This window comes from Saccharothrix sp. CB00851, assembly GCF_001905065.1.
Taxonomy (GTDB): domain Bacteria; phylum Actinomycetota; class Actinomycetes; order Mycobacteriales; family Pseudonocardiaceae; genus Actinosynnema.
In genome coordinates this window covers 150,982-169,263 of record NZ_LWLC01000006.1, presented here as the reverse complement: position 1 = coordinate 169,263, position 18,282 = coordinate 150,982, and the positions used below count along the sequence as shown (strand labels likewise).

At 71.2% G+C, this 18,282-nt stretch carries 16 protein-coding genes; 4 read left to right on the top strand and 12 right to left on the bottom strand.

The window, feature by feature from the left end; genetic code table 11:
* Positions 1-275: 275 nt before the first annotated feature.
* The 8 genes from A6A25_RS08780 to A6A25_RS08745 all read right to left on the bottom strand — a co-directional run bounded on the left by A6A25_RS08780 (position 276) and on the right by A6A25_RS08745 (position 8,799).
* Positions 276-632, bottom strand: a complete 357-nt coding sequence (locus A6A25_RS08780; protein ID WP_241828558.1) for a hotdog domain-containing protein — start codon at positions 630-632, stop codon at positions 276-278.
* 68 nt (positions 633-700) lie between these two features.
* The gene (locus tag A6A25_RS08775) at positions 701-1,441 is read right to left on the bottom strand and encodes an OAM dimerization domain-containing protein (protein ID WP_073887496.1); all 741 of its coding nucleotides are present in this window, start codon (positions 1,439-1,441) and stop codon (positions 701-703) included.
* Positions 1,438-3,006: a lysine 5,6-aminomutase subunit alpha gene (locus tag A6A25_RS08770; protein ID WP_073887493.1), complete on the bottom strand. Its 1,569-nt coding sequence runs from the start codon at positions 3,004-3,006 to the stop codon at positions 1,438-1,440. Before A6A25_RS08770 ends, A6A25_RS08775 begins: the two co-directional genes overlap by 4 nt.
* 123 nt (positions 3,007-3,129) lie before the next feature.
* Complete coding sequence (locus tag A6A25_RS08765; RefSeq protein WP_083668165.1) at positions 3,130-4,620, bottom strand: amidohydrolase; 1,491 nt, start codon at positions 4,618-4,620, stop codon at positions 3,130-3,132.
* Positions 4,621-4,676: 56 nt separating this feature from the next.
* Positions 4,677-5,693 carry an L-erythro-3,5-diaminohexanoate dehydrogenase gene (locus A6A25_RS08760; RefSeq protein ID WP_073887488.1) on the bottom strand — a complete coding sequence of 339 codons (1,017 nt, stop codon included), beginning with the start codon at positions 5,691-5,693 and terminating at the stop codon, positions 4,677-4,679.
* 130 nt (positions 5,694-5,823) lie between these two features.
* Entirely contained in the window at positions 5,824-7,305 is a 1,482-nt protein-coding gene (locus A6A25_RS08755; RefSeq protein ID WP_073887485.1) for a tripartite tricarboxylate transporter permease, read from the bottom strand.
* A complete protein-coding gene (locus A6A25_RS08750; RefSeq protein ID WP_083668177.1) occupies positions 7,298-7,816 on the bottom strand; it encodes a tripartite tricarboxylate transporter TctB family protein in 519 nt (172 codons plus the stop codon). The genes A6A25_RS08755 and A6A25_RS08750 overlap by 8 nt, the downstream gene beginning before the upstream one ends.
* An 11-nt stretch (positions 7,817-7,827) precedes the next feature.
* Positions 7,828-8,799, bottom strand: coding sequence for a Bug family tripartite tricarboxylate transporter substrate binding protein (locus A6A25_RS08745; RefSeq protein ID WP_073887480.1), 972 nt, complete (start codon positions 8,797-8,799; stop codon positions 7,828-7,830).
* A gap of 156 nt (positions 8,800-8,955) precedes the next feature.
* On the opposite strand from A6A25_RS08745, the gene A6A25_RS08740 reads away from it, so the two are divergent.
* The gene (locus A6A25_RS08740; protein WP_073887477.1) at positions 8,956-10,527 is read left to right on the top strand and encodes an ATP-binding protein; all 1,572 of its coding nucleotides are present in this window, start codon (positions 8,956-8,958) and stop codon (positions 10,525-10,527) included.
* Positions 10,524-11,207, top strand: coding sequence for a response regulator (locus A6A25_RS08735; RefSeq protein WP_073887474.1), 684 nt, complete (start codon positions 10,524-10,526; stop codon positions 11,205-11,207). The genes A6A25_RS08740 and A6A25_RS08735 overlap by 4 nt, the downstream gene beginning before the upstream one ends.
* Here the strand turns inward: A6A25_RS08735 and A6A25_RS08730 are convergent.
* The 3 genes from A6A25_RS08730 to A6A25_RS08720 form a co-directional block, all read right to left on the bottom strand.
* Positions 11,192-12,736, bottom strand: coding sequence for an alpha-amylase family protein (locus A6A25_RS08730; protein WP_073887471.1), 1,545 nt, complete (start codon positions 12,734-12,736; stop codon positions 11,192-11,194). The genes A6A25_RS08735 and A6A25_RS08730 overlap by 16 nt on opposite strands.
* Positions 12,733-13,692, bottom strand: a complete 960-nt coding sequence (locus A6A25_RS08725; RefSeq protein ID WP_073887469.1) for a TIGR03885 family FMN-dependent LLM class oxidoreductase — start codon at positions 13,690-13,692, stop codon at positions 12,733-12,735. Before A6A25_RS08725 ends, A6A25_RS08730 begins: the two co-directional genes overlap by 4 nt.
* Before the next feature lie 65 nt (positions 13,693-13,757).
* Positions 13,758-14,231 (bottom strand): FxsA family protein, encoded by a 474-nt coding sequence (locus tag A6A25_RS08720; RefSeq protein ID WP_073887468.1) that lies wholly within the window; start codon positions 14,229-14,231, stop codon positions 13,758-13,760.
* A 108-nt stretch (positions 14,232-14,339) separates the two neighbouring features.
* On the opposite strand from A6A25_RS08720, the gene A6A25_RS08715 reads away from it, so the two are divergent.
* Entirely contained in the window at positions 14,340-15,728 is a 1,389-nt protein-coding gene (locus A6A25_RS08715; RefSeq protein ID WP_073887467.1) for a KamA family radical SAM protein, read from the top strand.
* A gap of 134 nt (positions 15,729-15,862) precedes the next feature.
* Here A6A25_RS08715 and A6A25_RS08710 read toward each other — a convergent pair whose 3' ends face one another.
* The gene (locus A6A25_RS08710) at positions 15,863-17,212 is read right to left on the bottom strand and encodes a hypothetical protein (RefSeq protein ID WP_241828554.1); all 1,350 of its coding nucleotides are present in this window, start codon (positions 17,210-17,212) and stop codon (positions 15,863-15,865) included.
* Positions 17,213-17,431: 219 nt separating this feature from the next.
* Here A6A25_RS08710 and A6A25_RS08705 point away from each other — a divergent pair, with 219 nt between their 5' ends.
* The gene (locus A6A25_RS08705) at positions 17,432-18,277 is read left to right on the top strand and encodes a carbohydrate kinase family protein (RefSeq protein ID WP_073887466.1); all 846 of its coding nucleotides are present in this window, start codon (positions 17,432-17,434) and stop codon (positions 18,275-18,277) included.
* Positions 18,278-18,282: the final 5 nt, after the last annotated feature.

Here is an 18,282-nt window from a genome sequence, read left to right as displayed (position 1 = left end):
GAGATGTGGCGGGCGGTGGACGCGTTGCGGGACGACGAGCGGGTGCGCGAGGTGCGGGAGGAGCGGACGCAGGCGCAGAACCACGAGCGGCTGACCGAGCAGCTGCGGGCGGCCGGGCACCACGACCTCGCCGACGCCGCACGGGTGGAGCGGACGCCGGCGTCGGCGCGGGTGGTGGAGGCGTTCGGGGTGGACGTCGAGGTGCTGGCCGACCGGCTGCGGCGCGAGTACCGGGTGAACCTGGTCGACGTCTGCCAGGAGCCGACGGAACCCGCCTACGGGTCCCCTTGGCGTTTCGGGGCCACGACGGTGCCGCGGGCGCGGGTGACGACGACGGGCGGGTCGAGGACGTCGGCGGCGGACGGGCCGCGGTCGGGCGCGGAACGGCACACGACCCGGGCCTCGAAGTCGATCTCGCGGGAGCGGGTGCCGACGCGGACGAGGGTGGCGGTGGCCTCGATGACGTCGCCGGCGCGCACGGGGGCGAGGAACTCGACCGAGGAGTAGGCGGCGAAGAGGCCTTCGTCGCCGTCGGTGCGGATGAGCAGCTCGGTGGCGACGTCACCGAACAGGCCGAGCGAATACGCGCCGTCGACCAGCGCGCCGCCGTAGTGGGCGTGGGCGTGGGGCACGTAGCGGCGATGGGTGACGGTGAATCCCACGCTGGCGGATCCCTCGGTGGCGGATCCCTCGGGGAGGCTCACGCGTGCTCCTTCCGGTGTCGCAGGGCGTGGACGAGGTAGCTGGCGACTTCGCCGGGGGTGGTGCCGCGGCCGAACACGCGGTCCACGCCGAGGTCGGCGGCCATGAGCGGGTCGAAGCGCGGTCCGCCGGCGATGAGCAGCGGCCGCCGCTCCCCCATGGCTTCGCGGAACGCCGCGGCCATCTCGCGGGTGTTGAGCAGATGCGCGTCGCGTTGGGTGACGACCTGGGAGACGAGGACGGCGTCGGCCTTCTCCGCGCGGGCGCGGCGCACCAGGTCGGGCACGGAGACCTGCGCGCCGAGGTTGACGACGGTGAGTTCGCGGTAGTACTCGAGGCCCTTCTCGCCGGCGAAGCCCTTGATGTTGAGGATGGCGTCGATGCCGACGGTGTGGGCGTCGGTGCCGATGCAGGCGCCGACGACGACGAGTTTGCGGCGCAGCAGCTTCTTGATCGCGGTGTTGACCTCGGCGGGCGGCAGCAGCGGGTAGTCGCGTTCGACGACGCGGACGTCGTCGAGGTCCACGATGTGGCGGACGGAGCCGTAGACGACGAAGAAGGTGAAGTCGTCGCCGATGGGGTGGGAGTGCACGACCATGGCGGGGTCGATGCCCATCTTGTTGGCCAGCTGCTGGGCGGCGCCGTCGGCCTGGGGTCCGGCGGGGACGGGCAGGGTGAACGAGGTCTGCACCATGCCGTCGCCGGTGGTGTCGCCGTAGGGGCGGACGTGGCGCTTCACGGGTGTGCCTCCAGCAGGTCCGCGGCGGGGTTGAGGTAGTCGTCGGCTTTCGCCACCACGCCGTCGGCGCCCCGGCCGCCGGTGGCGGGGCGTTTCATCAGGCCGAACGTGCCGTCGGCGATGGCGTTGAGCAGCCCGTCGTCGACGATGCGGTGCAGCAGGTCGACGGCTTCGCCGAGGACCTGGTGGGCGCGTTTGACGATGAGGCCGTCGGGCGCGGGCCGGAAGTCCTCGCGCAGGCCGCCGGCGGCACCCAGGACGTAGCGGACGTTGCGCAGGGCCAGGTCGCGGTCGGACAGGAACGGGGTGACGACGGCTTCGGTCATCATGCCGACGAGCAGGATGGACTGGCCGGTGAGCAGGCCCGCGAGGGTGAAGAACCCGTCGAGCAGGTAACCCTGGAAGACGTCGCCGGTCATGTGCTTGGTGGGCGGCATCCACTTCAGCGGCGCGTCGGGGAACAGTTCGCGGGCCAGCAGGGCGTGGGCGAGTTCGAGGCGGAACGACTCGGGCAGGTCGGGGTTGATCTCGAAGGCGTGGCCCAGGCCCAGGAGGTGGTCGGGCAGGCCCGCTTCGCGCGCGAAGTGCTCGTTGAGCAGCTGGGACACCGTCACGGTGTGGGCGGCGTCGACGGCGTCGGCGGTGGTGAGGTAGTTGTCCTCGCCGGTGTTGATGACGATGCCGGCGCGGGCGTGGACCTGGCGGGAGAAGCGCTGGTCGACGAAGGTGCGGATGGGGTTGATGTCGCGGAACAGGATGCCGTACATGGAGTCGTTGAGCATCATGTCGAGGCGTTGCAGGCCGGCCAGCACGGCGATCTCGGGCATGCACAGCCCGGAGGCGTAGTTGGTGAGCCGCACGTAACGACCGACTTCCCGGGACACCTCGTCCAGGGCGGCGCGCATGATGCGGAAGTTCTCCTGGGTGGCGTAGGTGCCGGCGAAGCCGTGGTGGGTGGCGCCTTCGGGGACGTAGTCGAGCAGCGACTGGCCGGTGGAGCGGATGACGGCGATGACGTCGGCGCCGGCGCGGGCGGCGTTGCGGGCCTGGACGACGTCCTCGTCGATGTCGCCGGTGGCGACGATGAGGTAGATCCAGGGTCGTTGTGGCGGGTCGCCGAGTTTCGCGACGAGCTTGTCGCGCTGGGCGCGGTTGCGGTCGACGGTGCGCAGGCCGCGGGTGACGGCGGCGGTGGCGGCCTTGCGGGCGCGTTCCCGGTCGCGGCCCGCGGGCAGGGTGTAGCGGACCTGGCCGGCGGCGGTGGCCTCGGCCAGCTCGGTGAGGCTGGTCAGGTCGTGCTCGCGCAGGGCGTGGAAGACGGGCAGGGCGACGCCGTGTTCGAGGCCGCAGTGCTCGCGCACGGTGTCCACGACGCGGTTGACCCAGGGGACGTCGCCGGCGCGGTGGGTGGTGTCGGCGCCGGTGATGCCGGCCAGGCGGAGCGTGGCGCGCTCGACCGCGACCGTGGTGTGGGCCTTGGCCAGCGCCACCACCGGTTCGGCGGCCTTGGCGGCGAGTTCCCGCGCCGTGGCGACCACCCGGGGGTCGAGGTCGAGCAACGCCATCGGTTTCACTCCTGTCGGCTGGATCGGGTCACGGTGCGGCGGGACGCGGCCGGCCGCCGGTCCGGGTCGGTGGGCGCGTCGGCGGCGGCCGGCCGTCCGCTGTCACGGGCTCGGGAGGGCACGTCAGGCCTCCCGGTCGTAGACGGTGCGGCCGCGCAGGACGGTGCGCAGGCAGGTCGGCGCGGGGCCGTCCAGCGCGGGCAGCGCGGGGACGCGGGAGCGGGGGTCGGTGGACCAGCGCTGCACGCGGCTGTCGGGCGCCGCGACCTCCAGCTCCCCCGCCTCCCACACGGCGTAGGTGGCGGGCGCGCCGGGCTGGAGGGTGCCGGTGACGCCGTCGTCGACGCCCGCGGCACGCCAGCCGCCGCGGGTGTGGGCGGTGAACGCGGCGCGCGGGGACAGGCCGTGGCCGTCGGTGCGGTGGTGCACGGCGGCCTTGATCGTGGCCCACGGGTCGACGGCGGTGACGGGGGCGTCGGAGCCCAGCGCGAGGATCATGCCGGCGGCGGCGAGCCGGGAGAACGGGTTGAGCGCGGTGCCGCGCGGCACGCCGAGGCGCTGGGCGTACATGCCGTCGGGGCCGCCCCACTCGCGGTCGAACAGGGGTTGCACGGAGGCCACGACGCCCCAGGAGCCGAGGCGTTCGGCCTGGTCGGGGGTGACCATCTCCAGGTGTTCGAGGCGGTGCCGGGCGGCGGCCAGGGCGGGCACGCCGACCGTGGCCGCGGCTTTCGCGAAACCTTCGGCGACGGCGGCGACGGCGGCGTCGCCGATGACGTGGAACCCGCCCTGCAGGCCCGCGCGGGTGCACGTGACGAGGTGCTCGGCGATGGCGTCGGCGTCGAGGTAGAGCGCGCCGGTGGTGTCGGCGTCGGCGTACGGCTCGCACAGCGCGGCGGTGCGGGAGCCCAGCGCGCCGTCCACGAACAGGTCGCCCGCCAGGCCGCGCACGGGCAGGCCGCCGGGGTCGGTGCCGCCCCAGTAGCCGACGACGTCGAGCACGTCGGTGGCGAGCAGGTCGGCGAGGTCGTCGTGGCCGGAGATGTCGGGTCCGGCGCATTCGTGCACCGACGCGATGCCGCGTGACGCGGCGTGCTCCAGGAACGCCTGTTGGGCGGCGCGGCGGCGGGTGGCGGGGATCGCGGCCTTCGCGGCACGGCGCACGTGGTGGTGCGCGGCGCGGGACAGCGGCCCGTCGGGGCTGTAGCCGTCGGCGGTGCGGGCGTCGGGGGCGAGGTCGAGCAGCGCGGTGGACACCAGCGCGGAGTGCACGTCGATCCGTGACAGGTAGACCCGAGCGCCGCGGGCGGCGTCGTCCAGTTCGGCGCGGGTGGGCGGCCGCTGCTCCGGCCAGCGGGTCTCGTCCCAGCCGTGTCCCCAGACCAGGGGGCCGTCGGCGGCGCGCACGGCGTCGAGCAGCTCGGCCAGCGAGCGGCAGCCGGTGAGGTCCAGGCCGGTCAGCAGCAGCCCGGCGGAGGTGGCGTGCACGTGGGCGTCGACGAACGCGGGGGCGACGAACGCGCCGTCCAGCTCGACGACCTCGGCGTCGGGGTGCAGGGCGAGGCCGGCGGCGTCCTGGCCGAGCCACGTCACGGTGCCGTCGGTGATCGCCATGGCGGTGGCGTCGGGGGCGGTCGGGGAGTGGATTCGTCCCCCCACGAGCAGAGTAGTCACGCCTGCTGAGTCTGCCGGTGCTCGAACAGCGCCCGCACGGCAGGTTCGGCGCGCAGCAGGTCGAGGGCGAACGCGGCGTGACCTGGCACGTAGCCGTTGCCGACGAGCATTTCCACGTCGGCGGCGAGCCCTTCGGCGCCCAGCGCGGCGGCGGGGAAGGACGTGGCCATGGAGAAGAACACGACGGTGCCGCCGTCGGCGGTGGCCAGGATCGCGCCGTGCTCGCAGCCGGGCACGTCCACGCACACCACGGTGACGTCGACCCGCTCCCCCACGGCGGCGGCGACAGCGAGCGGGTCGCGCGCGTCGGCGACCACGACGGTGTCGGCCAAACCCGAGGCGCGCACGGCGGCGGCCTCGCGGTCGGTGGGCACGAGGGCGACCAGCCGGGACGCCCCGGCGCGGCGGGCGGCGGCCAGCGACAGCGACCCGGACTTGCCCCCACCGCCCAGCACCAGCACCGACGGGGTTGTGCGGCGGCGCACGACCCGGTCGGTCAGGGCGGGCGCGCCGCACACGTCCAGCACCGACAGGGCCAGGTCGGAGGGCAGGTCGTCCGGCAGGACGGCGGCGATGGAGCGGCCGAACAGCACCGCGGTGCCCTCGCACGGCACCTGTTCGTCGGCGCCGTCCCAGCGGGCCAGGCCGTCGGTGATGCGCAGCGGGGTGAGGGTGAGCGACACCAGCGTCGCGATCCGGTCCCCCGGCCGCAGCCCGAGGGGCGAGTCGGGGCCGACCTCGCGCACGACGCCCAGCAACATGCCACCCGATCCGGTGACGGGGTTCTGCATCTTGCCGCGGGCGGCGACGACGTCCAGCACGGCCCGCCGCACGCCGTCGACGCCGTGCTGTTCGCGCAGCTGCCGGTAGGAGGCGGCGTCGAGGTTGAGCCGGGTGACGTCGACCAGGACCTCGTCGGCGCCGCACACGGGTGTGGCGTCCAACCGGACGGCCTGCTGCGGCAGCACCCCGGCGGGTTCGAAAACGCGGTGCACACCGTAGGGCGACGTCATGGAAATCCTTCGGTCGACAGGGTCTGGACGCGGATATCTTCACGTGAAGTGCGGTGATCGCGCAAGGGACTCACCGCACGGCTGTGCCCGGCCCGGAGCGCGGCCCGGGCCGGGCACAGGTCTGGACGGGTCAGCCGCGGCGGCGGACCCGCAGCACGACCGCCACCACCAGCACCACCGCCAGCAGCGCGTACGCGACCGCCGCGAACGGGCTGGTGACCAGCGCGGCCGGGTCGCCCTCGCCGATCTGCAGCGTCCGCCGCACCTGCTCCTCGGCCATCGGCCCCAGGATCAGCCCCACCACCAGCGGCGCCACCGGGTAGCCGTGGCGGCGCATGAAGAACCCCGCCACACCGATGACCAGCAGCACCACCAGGTCGTCCACCACGAAGTTCACCGCGTAGGTGCCCAGCGCCGCGAACAGCAGGATCCCCGCGTACAGGTACGGCCGCGGGATCTGCAGCACCTTCACCCAGATCCGCGCCAGCGGCAGGTTGAGCACCAGCAGCATCACGTTGCCGATGTACAGCGACGCGATCAGCGCCCACACCAGCGCCGAGTCGTTGGTGAACAGCAGCGGACCGGGCTGGATGCCGTAGCTCTGGAACCCGGCCACGATCACCGCCGCCGTCGCCGTCGTCGGCAGACCCAGCGTCAGCAACGGCACCAGCACACCGGCCGCCGCGGCGTTGTTCGCCGCCTCCGGCCCGGCCACGCCCTCGATCGCGCCCCGCCCGAACTCCTCCGGCCGCTTCGCCAGCTTCTTCTCCGCCGCGTAGGACAGGAACGTGGAGACGTCCGCGCCACCGGCGGGGATGGTGCCGATCGGGAAGCCGATCGCGGTGCCGCGCAGCCACGGCTTCCACGACCGCCGCCAGAACTCGCGCGTCATCCACTTCCCGCCCACCGGCACCACCTCGACCGGGCCGTGCCGCAGCCGCGCCGCCACGTACAGCGCCTCACCCACCGCGAACACCCCCACGGCGACCACGACCACGTCGACACCGTCCGACAGCGTCGGCACACCCAAGGTGAACCGCTGCTGCCCCGTCAGCGTGTCGGTGCCGACCAGGCCGATGAACAGGCCCAGCCCCAGCGACGCCAGCCCGCGCACCGGCGACGCGCCCAGCAGCGCCGCGACGGTCGTGAACGCCACCACCATCAACGCCACGTAGTCGGCCGGGCCGAGCGTGACGGCCAGCTCGGCGATCGTCGGCGCCAGCGCGGTCAGCAGGATCGTCGCGATGGTGCCCGCGACGAACGACCCGATCGCCGCCGTGGCCAGCGCCGCCGCACCACGCCCGGCGCGCGCCATCCGGTTGCCCTCCAGCGCCGTCACCACCGACGACGACTCACCGGGCGTGTTGAGCAGGATCGACGTCGTCGAACCCCCGTACATGCCGCCGTAGTAGATCCCCGCGAAGATGATCAACGCGGCGGTGGGTTCCAGCGAATACGTCAACGGCAGCAGCAACGCCACCGTCATCGCCGGGCCGATCCCCGGCAACACCCCGACCGCGGTGCCCAGCGTCACCCCGAGCAGCGCGTAGAGCAGGTACTCGGGCTGCGCGGCGGTCGCGAAGCCCTCCAGCAGTCCGGTGAGGCTACCCATCGAGCAGCGGCACCCCCTCCAACACCCCGGCCGGCAGCGACAGACCCAGCCCCGAGGCGAACAGCACCTGCACGACCAGCGCCAACACCACCGCCACGACCAGCGCCTTCCACCACACCGCGCCCAACGTCCACGCCGCGCCGAAGAACAGCACCGCCGCCGCCACCGGCCACCCGGCCACCTCGATCAGCACCAGGTGCGCCACCAGCACCGCGACCAGCTTCACCACCGTCACCCAGTCGGTGCGCACCGCCGGGTCGACGTCCTCGGCGTCCTCCGCCGGACCGAGCCGCCCACGCAGGGCGGCGACGATCGCCGCCACCCCCGTCACCACCAGCAACACACCCACCGCGTACGGGAACGCCCGCGGCCCCACCGCGCCCAGCGCACCCCGCGTCGCGATGGTCGTCGCGTCCACCAGCGTGAACACACCCAACCCCACCACCAGGGCACCGAACACGCACTCCTCGACCTTCGCCGACACCGACCCTGCCGCAACGGTGGGTGTCAAGTCGGGGGAGGTCACTTGACCAGGCCGATCTCCTGCAGCACCGGCTTGATCCGGCCGATCTCCACGGTCAGGAACGTCGAGAAGTCGTGCCCGGTCTGGAACGTGTCCGTCCAGCCCTTCTTCTTCAACTCCTCCTGCCACTGCGGGCTCGCGTGCATGTCGGTCACCAGCTTCACCAACCGGTCCTTCGCCGCCACCGAGATCGACCCCGGCGCCACCACCCCACGCCAGTTGATCAACTCCACGCCCGAGCCCAGCTTCTTGAACGTCGGCACCTTCAACTCCGGGTGCTCCTTCGGCCCCGACGTGCCCAACACCCGCAGCTTGCCCGCCTTGATCTGCTCCACGTACTCGCCCACACCCGAGATCCCGGCGTCGACCTTCCCGCCCAACAACGCCGCCAACGACTCACCGCCACCGGAGTACGGCACGTAGTTCAACTTGGCCGGGTCGATGTCCAACGCCTGCAGCAGCATCCCCGCCAGGATGTGGTCCGTGCCACCCGCCGAACCACCGGTGATCGTCACCCCCTGCCCCTTCTCGTCGATCGCCGCCAACAGCTCCTCGATCGTCTTGTAAGGCGAGTCGGCCGGCACGACCACCACCTCGTCCTCCGCGGTCAACCGGGCGATCGGCGTCGTGTCCTCCAACCGCTTGTCCACCCCGTTGGTCTCCACCGCGCCCACCATCACCAGCCCGGTCACCATCAGGTAGCTCTCCGACCGCTCGGACGCCAACTTCTGCAACCCCACCGTGCCGCCCGCACCACCGACGTTGCTCACCTGCACCGAATCGGCCAACCCCGCACCGTCGATCGCCGCCTGCATCGCCCGCGCCGTCTGGTCCCAACCACCACCCGGATCCGCCGGCGCCATGATCTCCAACCGGCCGACGTCACCCTCCGCGCCGCCGCCCCCACACCCCGCCAACACCAAGCCCGCCGCCGCCACCGCCGCGAGAAGTCGGGTGCGCTGTCCAACCATCACAGTCCTCCACATTCCACCCCGGAGCGCCGTCGCCGCCGGTGGGCCGGAACGGTAGGAGCGCACCCGCCCCGACACGGGACAAAGGTCGTAAGGGCCGTATTGGTCGTTTAGGTCGTGGCCCCCCTCACACCCCCTGCGCCAGAATGCTCAGCCATGCGCCGCCGTTCGGTCCCCCTCGGTGTCACCCTGCTCGTACTGCAGGCCGTCATCGTCCTGGCCACCACCTGCACGGCGGGCCTGCTCGCGGCCAAACTCCAGAGCGACCGCATCCGCGAGGCCTACAAAGACCGCATGCTCTCCGTCGCCGAAAGCGTCGCCCGCCTCCCCACCGTCATCGACGCCTTCGACTCACCCGACCCCGCCGCCACCATCCAGCCCCTCGCCGAACTCATCCGCAAAGCCTCCGGCGTCACCTACGTCGTCGTCACCGACCGCACCGGCGTCCGCTACGCCCACCCCGACCCCACCCGCATCGGCCAACCCGTCTCCACCGACCCCAGCACCGCCCTGTCCGGCCACGTCTTCGTCGGCACCGAAACCGGCACCCTCGGCACCTCCCTGCGCGCCAAAGTCCCCATCCGCTCCGACACCGACGACATCATCGGCATGGCCTCCGTCGGCATCCTCGAAAGCGAACTCGCCGCCGACCTCGCCGAAGACCTCCCCGAACTCATCGGCTGGCTCGCCGCCGCCGCCCTCGTCGGCGTCCTCGGCGCCGCCCTCGTCACCCACCTCGTCCGCCAACGCACCTTCCGCCTCGAACCCGACGAGATCGCCCACCTCCTCGAAACCCGCGACGCCATGCTCCACGGCATCCGCGAAGGCGTCGTCGCCGTCGACGACCGCGAAAACCTCGTCCTCGTCAACGACGAAGCCCTCCGCCTCCTCGGCCTCACCGACGACCCCACCGGCCAACCCGCCGAAACCGTCCTCGAAGACGGCGGCCTGCTCGACCTCGCCCGCACCCACGACGACGTCGCCGACCGCCTCGTCCTCGCCGGCGAACGCGTCCTCGTCGCCAACCGCATGACCGCCAAGACCCACGGCCGACCCGTCGGCATCGTGCTCACCCTCCGCGACCGCACCGAACTCCACGACGCCCTGCGCGAACTCGACGGCCAACGCACCGTCACCGAAGCACTGCGCGCCCAAGCCCACGAATTCACCAACCACCTGCACGTCATCAGCGGCCTGGTCGAACTCGACCGCCGCGACGACGCCGTCACCTACATCGAACGCGTCGGCGGCGCCGGCTCCGTCACCTCCGACATCATCGGCGGCGCCATGACCGACCCCGCCCTCGCCGCCCTCCTGCTCGCCAAGTCCTCCACCGCCCACGAACGCGGCGTCACCCTGCGCCTCGACCCCGCCACCACCATCGACACCCGCACCGGCGACGACGCCCTCACCGTCCTGGGCAACCTCGTCGACAACGCCGTCGACGCCGTCGAACCCGGCGGCACCGTCCGCGTCCTCGTCCACTCCGACCCCACCGGCGTCCGCGTCGTGGTGGACGACGACGGACCCGGCGTCGACCACGACCGACGCGACCACATCTTCACCCTCGGCGTCAGCACCAAAGCACCCCACAACGCCCACGGCCGCGGCATCGGCCTCGCCCTCGTCTCCCGCGTCGTCACCCGCCGCAACGGACAGGTCCACCTCACCGACTCCGAACTCGGCGGAGCCTCGTTCGACGTCTGGCTCCCGGAGGCCGCCCGATGACCCACCACCCCACCCCCGTGCGCACCCTCGTCGTGGACGACGACTTCGCCGTCGCCGCCATCCACCGCGGCTTCCTCGACGCACTCCCCGACTTCACCGTCATCGGCGAAGCACACGGCGGCGGCGAAGCCCTCCGCGCCGTCGACACCCTGCACCCCGACCTCGTCCTGCTCGACATCCACCTGCCCGACATCTCCGGACTGGAGGTGCTCGCCCGCCTCCGGGCCAGATCCGGACCACCGGTCGACGTCATCGCCGTCACCGCCGCCCGCGAACGCGACACCGTCCGCCAGGCCATGTCCCGCGGCGTCGACCACTACCTCGTCAAACCCTTCACCCGCACCGCGTTCCTCGACCGCATGCGCGAATACCTCGCCCGACGCACCGAGGTCCAACGCCTCGGCCCCTGGCTCGACCAGGACGAAGTCGACCAACTGATGCAACACCGGCCCCGCGTCGCCCTGCCCAAAGGCCTCTCACCCGTCACGCTCAAACTCGTCGTCGACACCCTGCGCGGCACCGACGGCGACCTCTCCGCCCAGGAAGTCGGCGACCGCGCCGGACTCTCCCGCGTCAGCGCCCGCCGCTACCTCGAACACCTCGTCACCACCGGCAAGGCCGAAGTCCTCCCCCGCTACGGCATGGCCAACCGCCCCGCCCACGGCTACCGGCTCACCTGACGGAACCACCGACACCCGTACGGACCCAACCCCACCGTCGCCACCCCGTCCTTCGGCGTCACCGTCCCGTCCACCAGCAGATCGGTCAGCTCACCCTCGACCTTCGGCAACTCGACCTCCACCTCCCGATCGGCGAAGTTGTGCACCGCGATCACCGTGCCACCGTCGATCTCGCACCGGTGCGCGAACACCGCCGGATCCGCCGTGTCGACCGTGGTGAACCTCCCCCACGCCAACTCCGGACACTCCCGATAACGCTCCACCAGCAACCGCGTCCAGCCCAGCAGCGAATCGGGGTCGCGGCGCTGCTCCGCCACCGAGTCCCACCACATCGGCGTGCGCACCGCCAATCGGCCCTCCAGCGACAGGTCCTCGGTCATCCCGACCTCCTCGCCGTAGAACAACACCGGCGTACCCGGCAACGAGAACAGCAGGCTGTACACCATCTTGATCCGCGACAGGTCACCACCGAGCATCGACGGCAACCGACGCCGCAACCCCCGCCCGTACAACTGCATGTCCTCCTCCGGACCGAACGCCGCGAACACCTCCTGCCGCTCCGGCTCCGTCAACTTGTCCAACGTCAACTCGTCGTGATTGCGCACGAACGTCGCCCAATGACAATCACGCGGAGGCTCCGGCCGCTCCTTCAACGCGTGCGTCAACGGACTCGCATCCCCCCGCGCCAACGACAGGTACATCTGCTGCATCCCGACGAAGTCGAAACACATGTGCAACTCATCACCCACACCGTCCGACTTCCCGAAGAACGCCATCGCCTCCGTGTACGGCAGGTTCACCTCCCCCAACAGGATCGCCTCACCGTTGCGCCGGGAAAGGAACGCCCGCAAATCGGCCAGGTAGTCGTGCGGATCCGGCAACTCCTCGATCGGCGCCTCCAACAGGAACGGCACCGCGTCCACCCGGAACCCCGACAGCCCCAACTCCATCCAGAACCCCATCACCCGCGCGATCTCGTCCCGCACCGCCGGGTTCGCCACGTTCAGATCAGGCTGGTGCCGGTAGAACCGGTGCAGGTAGTACCGCTTCGCCTTCCGGTCGTACGTCCACAGCGACTTCTCCTTGTCCGGGAACACCACCCCCTCCGACGCGTCCGCCGGCGGCTCGTCCACCCACACGTACCAGTCGTGGAACGGGCTCTCCGGATCACGCGCCGCCTGGAACCACGGGTGCTGATCCGACGTGTGGTTCACCACCAGGTCCGCGATCACCCGCATACCCCGGTCCCGCGCCGTCCGCACGAACTCCACGAAATCCCCGAGCGTGCCCAACCGCGGATCCACCCCGTAGAAATCCGTGACGTCATAACCGTCATCCCGATCCGGCGTCGGGAAGAACGGCATCAACCACAAACACGTCACACCCAACCGGTGCAGGTGGTCGATCTTGTCGATCAACCCCCGGAAATCACCGTGCCCGTCACCATTCGCGTCGTGGAACGTCTCCACGTCCAAGCAGTACACGACGGCGTTCTTCCACCACAGGTCCGCGGTCCTGGTCAACTTCACGACCGCACCTCCGGCAGCACCCGCTCACCGAACACGTCCAGGAACCGCTCCTGCTCCACACCCACGTGGTGCAGGTAAACCTCCTCGAACCCCAACTCCGCGTACTCCCGGATCGTCTTCGCGTGCCACCCCAAATCCGACGAGATGTTCACCACCGCCGCCACCCGCTCCACCGTGACGTGCTCCGACACCACGTCGAACGCCTCCGCCGAATCCAGATCCCAGCACACCGGCGGCCCGAACACGTTGCTCCGCCACTGCTCGTGCGCGACCGACCGCGCCTCGTCCTCCGACTCCGCCCAACTCAAGTGCACCTGCAGGTGCAACTTCCCCCGACCACCGGCGTCCCGGTAAGCCGCCACCATCCGCTCCAACCGCTCCACCGGCGCGTTCACCGTGATCAACCCGTCAGCCCACTCCGCGCACCACCGCGCCGTCGCCTCGCTCACCGCCGCGCCGATCAACAGCGGAGGCACCTCCGGCCTGGTCCACAACCGCGCCCGATCCACCGTCACCAGACCGTCGTGACTGACCTCCTCCCCCGCCAACAACGCACGGATCACCTCCACGCACTCACGCAACCGCGCATTGCGCACGTCCTTGCGCGGCCACCCGTCACCCGTGATGTGCTCGTTGCTCGCCTCACCACTGCCCAACGCCGCCCAGAACCGACCCGGGTACATCGCGCCCAACGTCCCGATCGCCTGCGCGATGATCGCCGGGTGATACCGCTGACCAGGCGCGTTCACCACCCCGAACGGCAATCCCGTCGCCTCCAGCGCCGCACCCAACCACGACCACGCGAACGCGCTCTGCCCCTGCCGCGCGCTCCACGGCGAGAAGTGGTCCGAACTCATCCCCGCGTCGAACCCCACCTCCTCCGCCCGCCGCACCGCGGCCAACAACGCGGAAGGGTGAACCTGCTCATGCGACGCGTGCATACCGATGACGGTCATGCCGTCTCACGTACCCACACCACCCCGCACCGACACGCCCGACCCCCGCCGAGCACCCCGCCGGATCAGGTCAACTCCGCACGACCCTCCGGCGACTGCGGCCGCACGTCCACCACATCACCATCCACCACCACCTGCCCGGACATCGGGTGCTGCCCGTACCGCAGGTTCAACACCACCGCCCGCTCCCGCTCCTCCGCACGCCGCGCCATCCGCCTGCTCAACAACCGCCGCACCGGCGGGACCAACAGCGCCAACCCCACCACGTCACTCACGAACCCCGGCACCACGATCAACAACCCCGCCGCCGCGATCAGCACCCCGTCCGCGATCTCCTGGTGCGGCGCCCGACGCGTCCGCAACGCCTCCGAGAACGCCGCCATCGTCCGCGCGCCCTCACGACGCATCAACACCGAACCCACCACCCCGCCCAGCACCAGCAGGCCCAGGGTCGGCAACAGACCCCAGGCACCGAACGCCGCCACCAGAGCGGTGACCTCCACGGCCAGGCCGACCAGCACAACCACCAACACGCGCATACCCACCCCAACGCACGAACGCCCCGAAACGCTCCCTGCCGAAATATTTACGCCCAACTGGCCATCTGGCAGCATATCTTCACGCCACTCGACCGACAGGGAGCATGGATGACTGCGCTGCACGAGGTCGCACCCCCGCAGCACAGGGCTGACCTCCAGCCCTACACCTACGTGCGCCAAGAGCTGGTCGAACCCGACTGGCGCCGCTTCCCCGGCTGGCGCGACGTCACCGACACCCAGTGGCGCGACGCCCAGTGGCAACGCGTCAACTGCGTCAAGAACCCCAAGCAGCTGCGCACCCTCATGGGCGACCTGCTCACCGACCGGTTCTACGACGAACTGGCCGCCGACCAGCAGCAATCAGCCACCATGTCCATGCTCGTGCCGCCCCAGATGCTCAACACCATGGCACCGGACGCACCCCTGGACCCCGAGGCGTTCACCGAAGCCTTCTTCCGCGACCCCATCCGCCGCTACATGATCCCGGTGCGCACCGACCGCGACCCGGACTGGCCGAGCCACCCCCACTCCACCCGCGACTCGCTGCACGAAGCCGAGATGTGGGTCGTCGAAGGCCTCACCCACCGCTACCCCACCAAGGTCCTCGCCGAACTCGTCTCCACCTGCCCCCAGTACTGCGGCCACTGCACCCGCATGGACCTCGTCGGCAACTCCACCCCCCAGGTCCAGAAGCACAAGCTCGCGCTCAAACCGGTCGACCGCCAAGACCAGATGATCGACTACCTCAAGCGCACACCCGGCGTCCGCGACGTCGTCGTCTCCGGCGGCGACGTCGCCAACGTCCCCTGGCCCCAACTCGAGTCGTTCCTCATGCGGCTGCTCGACATCGACACCGTCCGCGACGTCCGCCTCGCTACCAAGGCCCTCGCCGGACTGCCCCAGCACTGGCTGCAGCCCAAGGTCGTCGAAGGCCTCGAACGCGTCGCCCGCACCGCCGGCCGCCGCGGCGTCAACCTCGCCATCCACACCCACGTCAACCACGTGCAGTCCGTGACACCGCTGGTCGCCGAAGCCGCCCGCACCGCCCTCGAAGTCGGCATCCGCGACGTCCGCAACCAGGGCGTGCTCATGAAGGGCGTCAACGCCACCCCGGACGACCTGCTCGACCTGTGCTTCGCACTCCAGGGCGAGGCGAACATCCTGCCGTACTACTTCTACATGTGCGACATGATCCCCAACGCCGAGCACTGGCGCGTCGCGGTCTGGGAAGCGCAGGAACTCCAGCACGCGATCATGGGCTACCTGCCCGGCTACGCCACGCCGCGCATCGTCTGTGACGTCCCGTACGTCGGCAAGCGCTGGGTCCACCAACTCCACGAGTACGACCGCGAGCTGGGCATCTCCTACTGGACCAAGAACTACCGCACCGGCATCGAACTGGACGACCCAGAGGCACTCGACCGCCGCTACCCCTACTACGACCCGATCTCGACCCTCCGCGAGACGGGCCGGCGCTGGTGGTCCGAACAAGCCTGATCCGCCACCGGAGCCCCGATCGTCTTCGCAGACCATCGGGGCTCCTGGCTGTTTTTGGCGTTGTCTACTCGCGCGACTGCCGAGGGATTGTTAAATTTTGATCAACACTGAAGTTATTGAGAAGATTGGGAAAACTACCGCGCCATCGCCGCCGCGGTGCGCTCCGCCAGCGCGAGGTCCGCGACCCGGCGATCGCCGGCCGACGTGAACGCGCGCGGAACGGTCCGAGGGTTCGCGCAGCCGACCACCGACTCGACGGGAGAGCAGTTGTCCGGCCGGTTCCCGCGCACGTAGGAACCGTTGGTCGACTCGACCCGCCCGCCCAGGGCGTAGACGCCACCGCCATCAGCCGGCAGGGGGAAGTAACCCGCTCCAGGCTGGCCCGCACCGTTCACGGAGACCTTGGTGCCGTCGAGGGTCAGGGTGTCGTAGAAGACGCTGATCCCACCACCGCTGCCACCCGAGCCCGCCCAACCCTGGAAGCCGCCGCTGCCCGGAGCGCCCGCGTCCCCACCACGACCCGCCTGGTTGCGCTGGACCAGGGTCGACGCGATGACCGGGTTCAGCAGAACGCCTTCGTCCGTGGACAGGAAGACCCCCGCGCCCACGCCACCACCGCCACCGTCCCCACCCGAGCCGCCGGCACTGCCACCCGAGCCGCCCGCACCGCCGTCGGCGGTGACGTTGCCGCTGATCGTGCTGCCGACGATCCGCAGCGTCGCGCCCCTGAGGCTCTCGACGCCGCCGCCGAAGCCCGCGTAACCACCGCGGCCACCGGTCGATCCACCCATGGCGTTACCGCCCCGGCCACCCGCGCCCGTGCTGTTGCCGGTGATCACGGTGTTGGTGATGGTGACCGCCCCCGCCGTCGACAGGAAGGAGGAGATGCCACCACCGAAGCCGCCGAGCCCGCCTTCGCCCGCCCCCGTGGTGGCGGTGGCGTCGGCGCCGGGAGCACCCGCGCCGGCCCGGTTGCCGGTGATCACGCTGTCGGTGATCGCCAGCGGACCCCAGTTGTGGATGGCACCACCGCTGTCACCCGGCGTCCCCTCCCCCGAGGCGTCGGTGCCGACCCCGTCCGGCGCGTGGCCGCCCGTGAGGGTGACCCGGTCGAGGGTCAGGTCGCCCCAGTTGGAGATGAGCCGGAACTGGGGCGCGTCCGGGGCACGGCGGATGGTGGCGTCATTGCCCTGGACGGTGAGCTTGCCCGTGATCCTGGGCAGCCCCTCCGCCCCCTCCTCGACCGCCGGTCTCGTGAGCGTGTAGACGCAGTTCGGCGTCAAGGTCAAGGTGTCTTCGCCCGGCGCGGCGTTGGCCGCCGCCACCGCGTCGACCAACGCGGCCGCGTCGCACGGCACGGCGATGACGGCGGCGTGCGCCGGGGACGCCGGCAGGACGAGCGCTCCCAGCGTGGCGACCGCGGTGGCGACGGGAGCGGCGGTCCGCCTGCCGGTTTTCTTGCGCTGCTGCTTGCTGTGCTGCATCGAGGACCCTTCTCGAAGACCTGGAACGGTGGCGTCCGCGGTCGACCGTCTAGGCGATCGTTACGGACCGGAAGCGTGCGATCACTACCTCATCACAGATGGACGCGAGGAGAGGTCGTTTTGATCAACACTGAAACTATAGGGACGAGCATGACAGAACTTGCGGGCCCGGCCGCCCGCCGTTGGCCGGTCTGTTGATCACGCCGCACACTGGTCCGCATGCACAAGCCGAAGGTGTTCGTCGCGGGACCGGTGTCGTGGAACCGGTTGGTCGTGCTGGACCGGCTGCCGGAGGCGAGGCCGCACACCGTGTTCGCGGCGGGTCACCGCACGACCGTCGGCGGCACGTCGGCCGGCAAGGCGCTGAACCTCGCCTCGCTCGGCGCGGACGTCACCCTGCGGACCGTCATCGGTGACGACGAAGCCGGGCGCTCGGTGCTCGACGTGCTCCAACGGGCCGGAGTCGACGTGATCGCCGAAGTGGTCGACACCCCCACCGAACAGCACCTCAACCTGATGGACCCGCACGGCGGGCGGGTGTCGATCTACCTGGAACTCCCCCGGCTCCGCGAACCGGAGCACGACGAACGCGCGCTCGCGGCGCTGGCGGCGGTCGACGCCGCCGTGATCGACCTCGCCGACCACGCCCGCCCCCTGCTGGCCGCCGCACGGACGGCCGGCGTGCCGGTGTGGTGCGACCTGCACGACTACGACGGCGCCGCCGAGTTCCACCGGGACTTCCTCGACGCGGCCGACCACGTGTTCCTCAACGACGACGGTTTCGCCGACCGGGACGCCCTGCTGGTGTTCCTCAAGTCGCTCGACAAGCCCGCCGTGGCCACGCTCGGCGCGGACGGCGCGCTGGCCGTGGTCGACGGCGCGGTCCACCGCGTGCCCGCCGTGCCCATCGAGGAGATCGTGGACACCAACGGCGCCGGTGACGCCTTCTTCTCCGGGTTCCTCGTCGCCCACCTGGCGGGCTCGGGCGTCGACGCGGCGATGGCCGCCGGAGCCCGCCAGGCCGCGCTCTGCCTCGGTTCAGCGGGCCTGGCGCCCGAAATGTGACCGTC

Coding starts and splice junctions, on each gene's coding strand:
- A6A25_RS08770 (WP_073887493.1), bottom strand. CDS start 3,006: ATGGCGTTGCTCGACCTCGACCCCCGGGTGGTCGCCACGGCGCGGGAA.
- A6A25_RS08765 (WP_083668165.1), bottom strand. CDS start 4,620: ATGGCGATCACCGACGGCACCGTGACGTGGCTCGGCCAGGACGCCGCC.
- A6A25_RS08760 (WP_073887488.1), bottom strand. CDS start 5,693: ATGACGTCGCCCTACGGTGTGCACCGCGTTTTCGAACCCGCCGGGGTG.
- A6A25_RS08755 (WP_073887485.1), bottom strand. CDS start 7,305: ATGGGTAGCCTCACCGGACTGCTGGAGGGCTTCGCGACCGCCGCGCAG.
- A6A25_RS08745 (WP_073887480.1), bottom strand. CDS start 8,799: ATGGTTGGACAGCGCACCCGACTTCTCGCGGCGGTGGCGGCGGCGGGC.
- A6A25_RS08740 (WP_073887477.1), top strand. CDS start 8,956: ATGCGCCGCCGTTCGGTCCCCCTCGGTGTCACCCTGCTCGTACTGCAG.
- A6A25_RS08735 (WP_073887474.1), top strand. CDS start 10,524: ATGACCCACCACCCCACCCCCGTGCGCACCCTCGTCGTGGACGACGAC.
- A6A25_RS08725 (WP_073887469.1), bottom strand. CDS start 13,692: ATGACCGTCATCGGTATGCACGCGTCGCATGAGCAGGTTCACCCTTCC.
- A6A25_RS08720 (WP_073887468.1), bottom strand. CDS start 14,231: ATGCGCGTGTTGGTGGTTGTGCTGGTCGGCCTGGCCGTGGAGGTCACC.
- A6A25_RS08715 (WP_073887467.1), top strand. CDS start 14,340: ATGACTGCGCTGCACGAGGTCGCACCCCCGCAGCACAGGGCTGACCTC.
- A6A25_RS08710 (WP_241828554.1), bottom strand. CDS start 17,212: ATGCAGCACAGCAAGCAGCAGCGCAAGAAAACCGGCAGGCGGACCGCC.
- A6A25_RS08705 (WP_073887466.1), top strand. CDS start 17,432: ATGCACAAGCCGAAGGTGTTCGTCGCGGGACCGGTGTCGTGGAACCGG.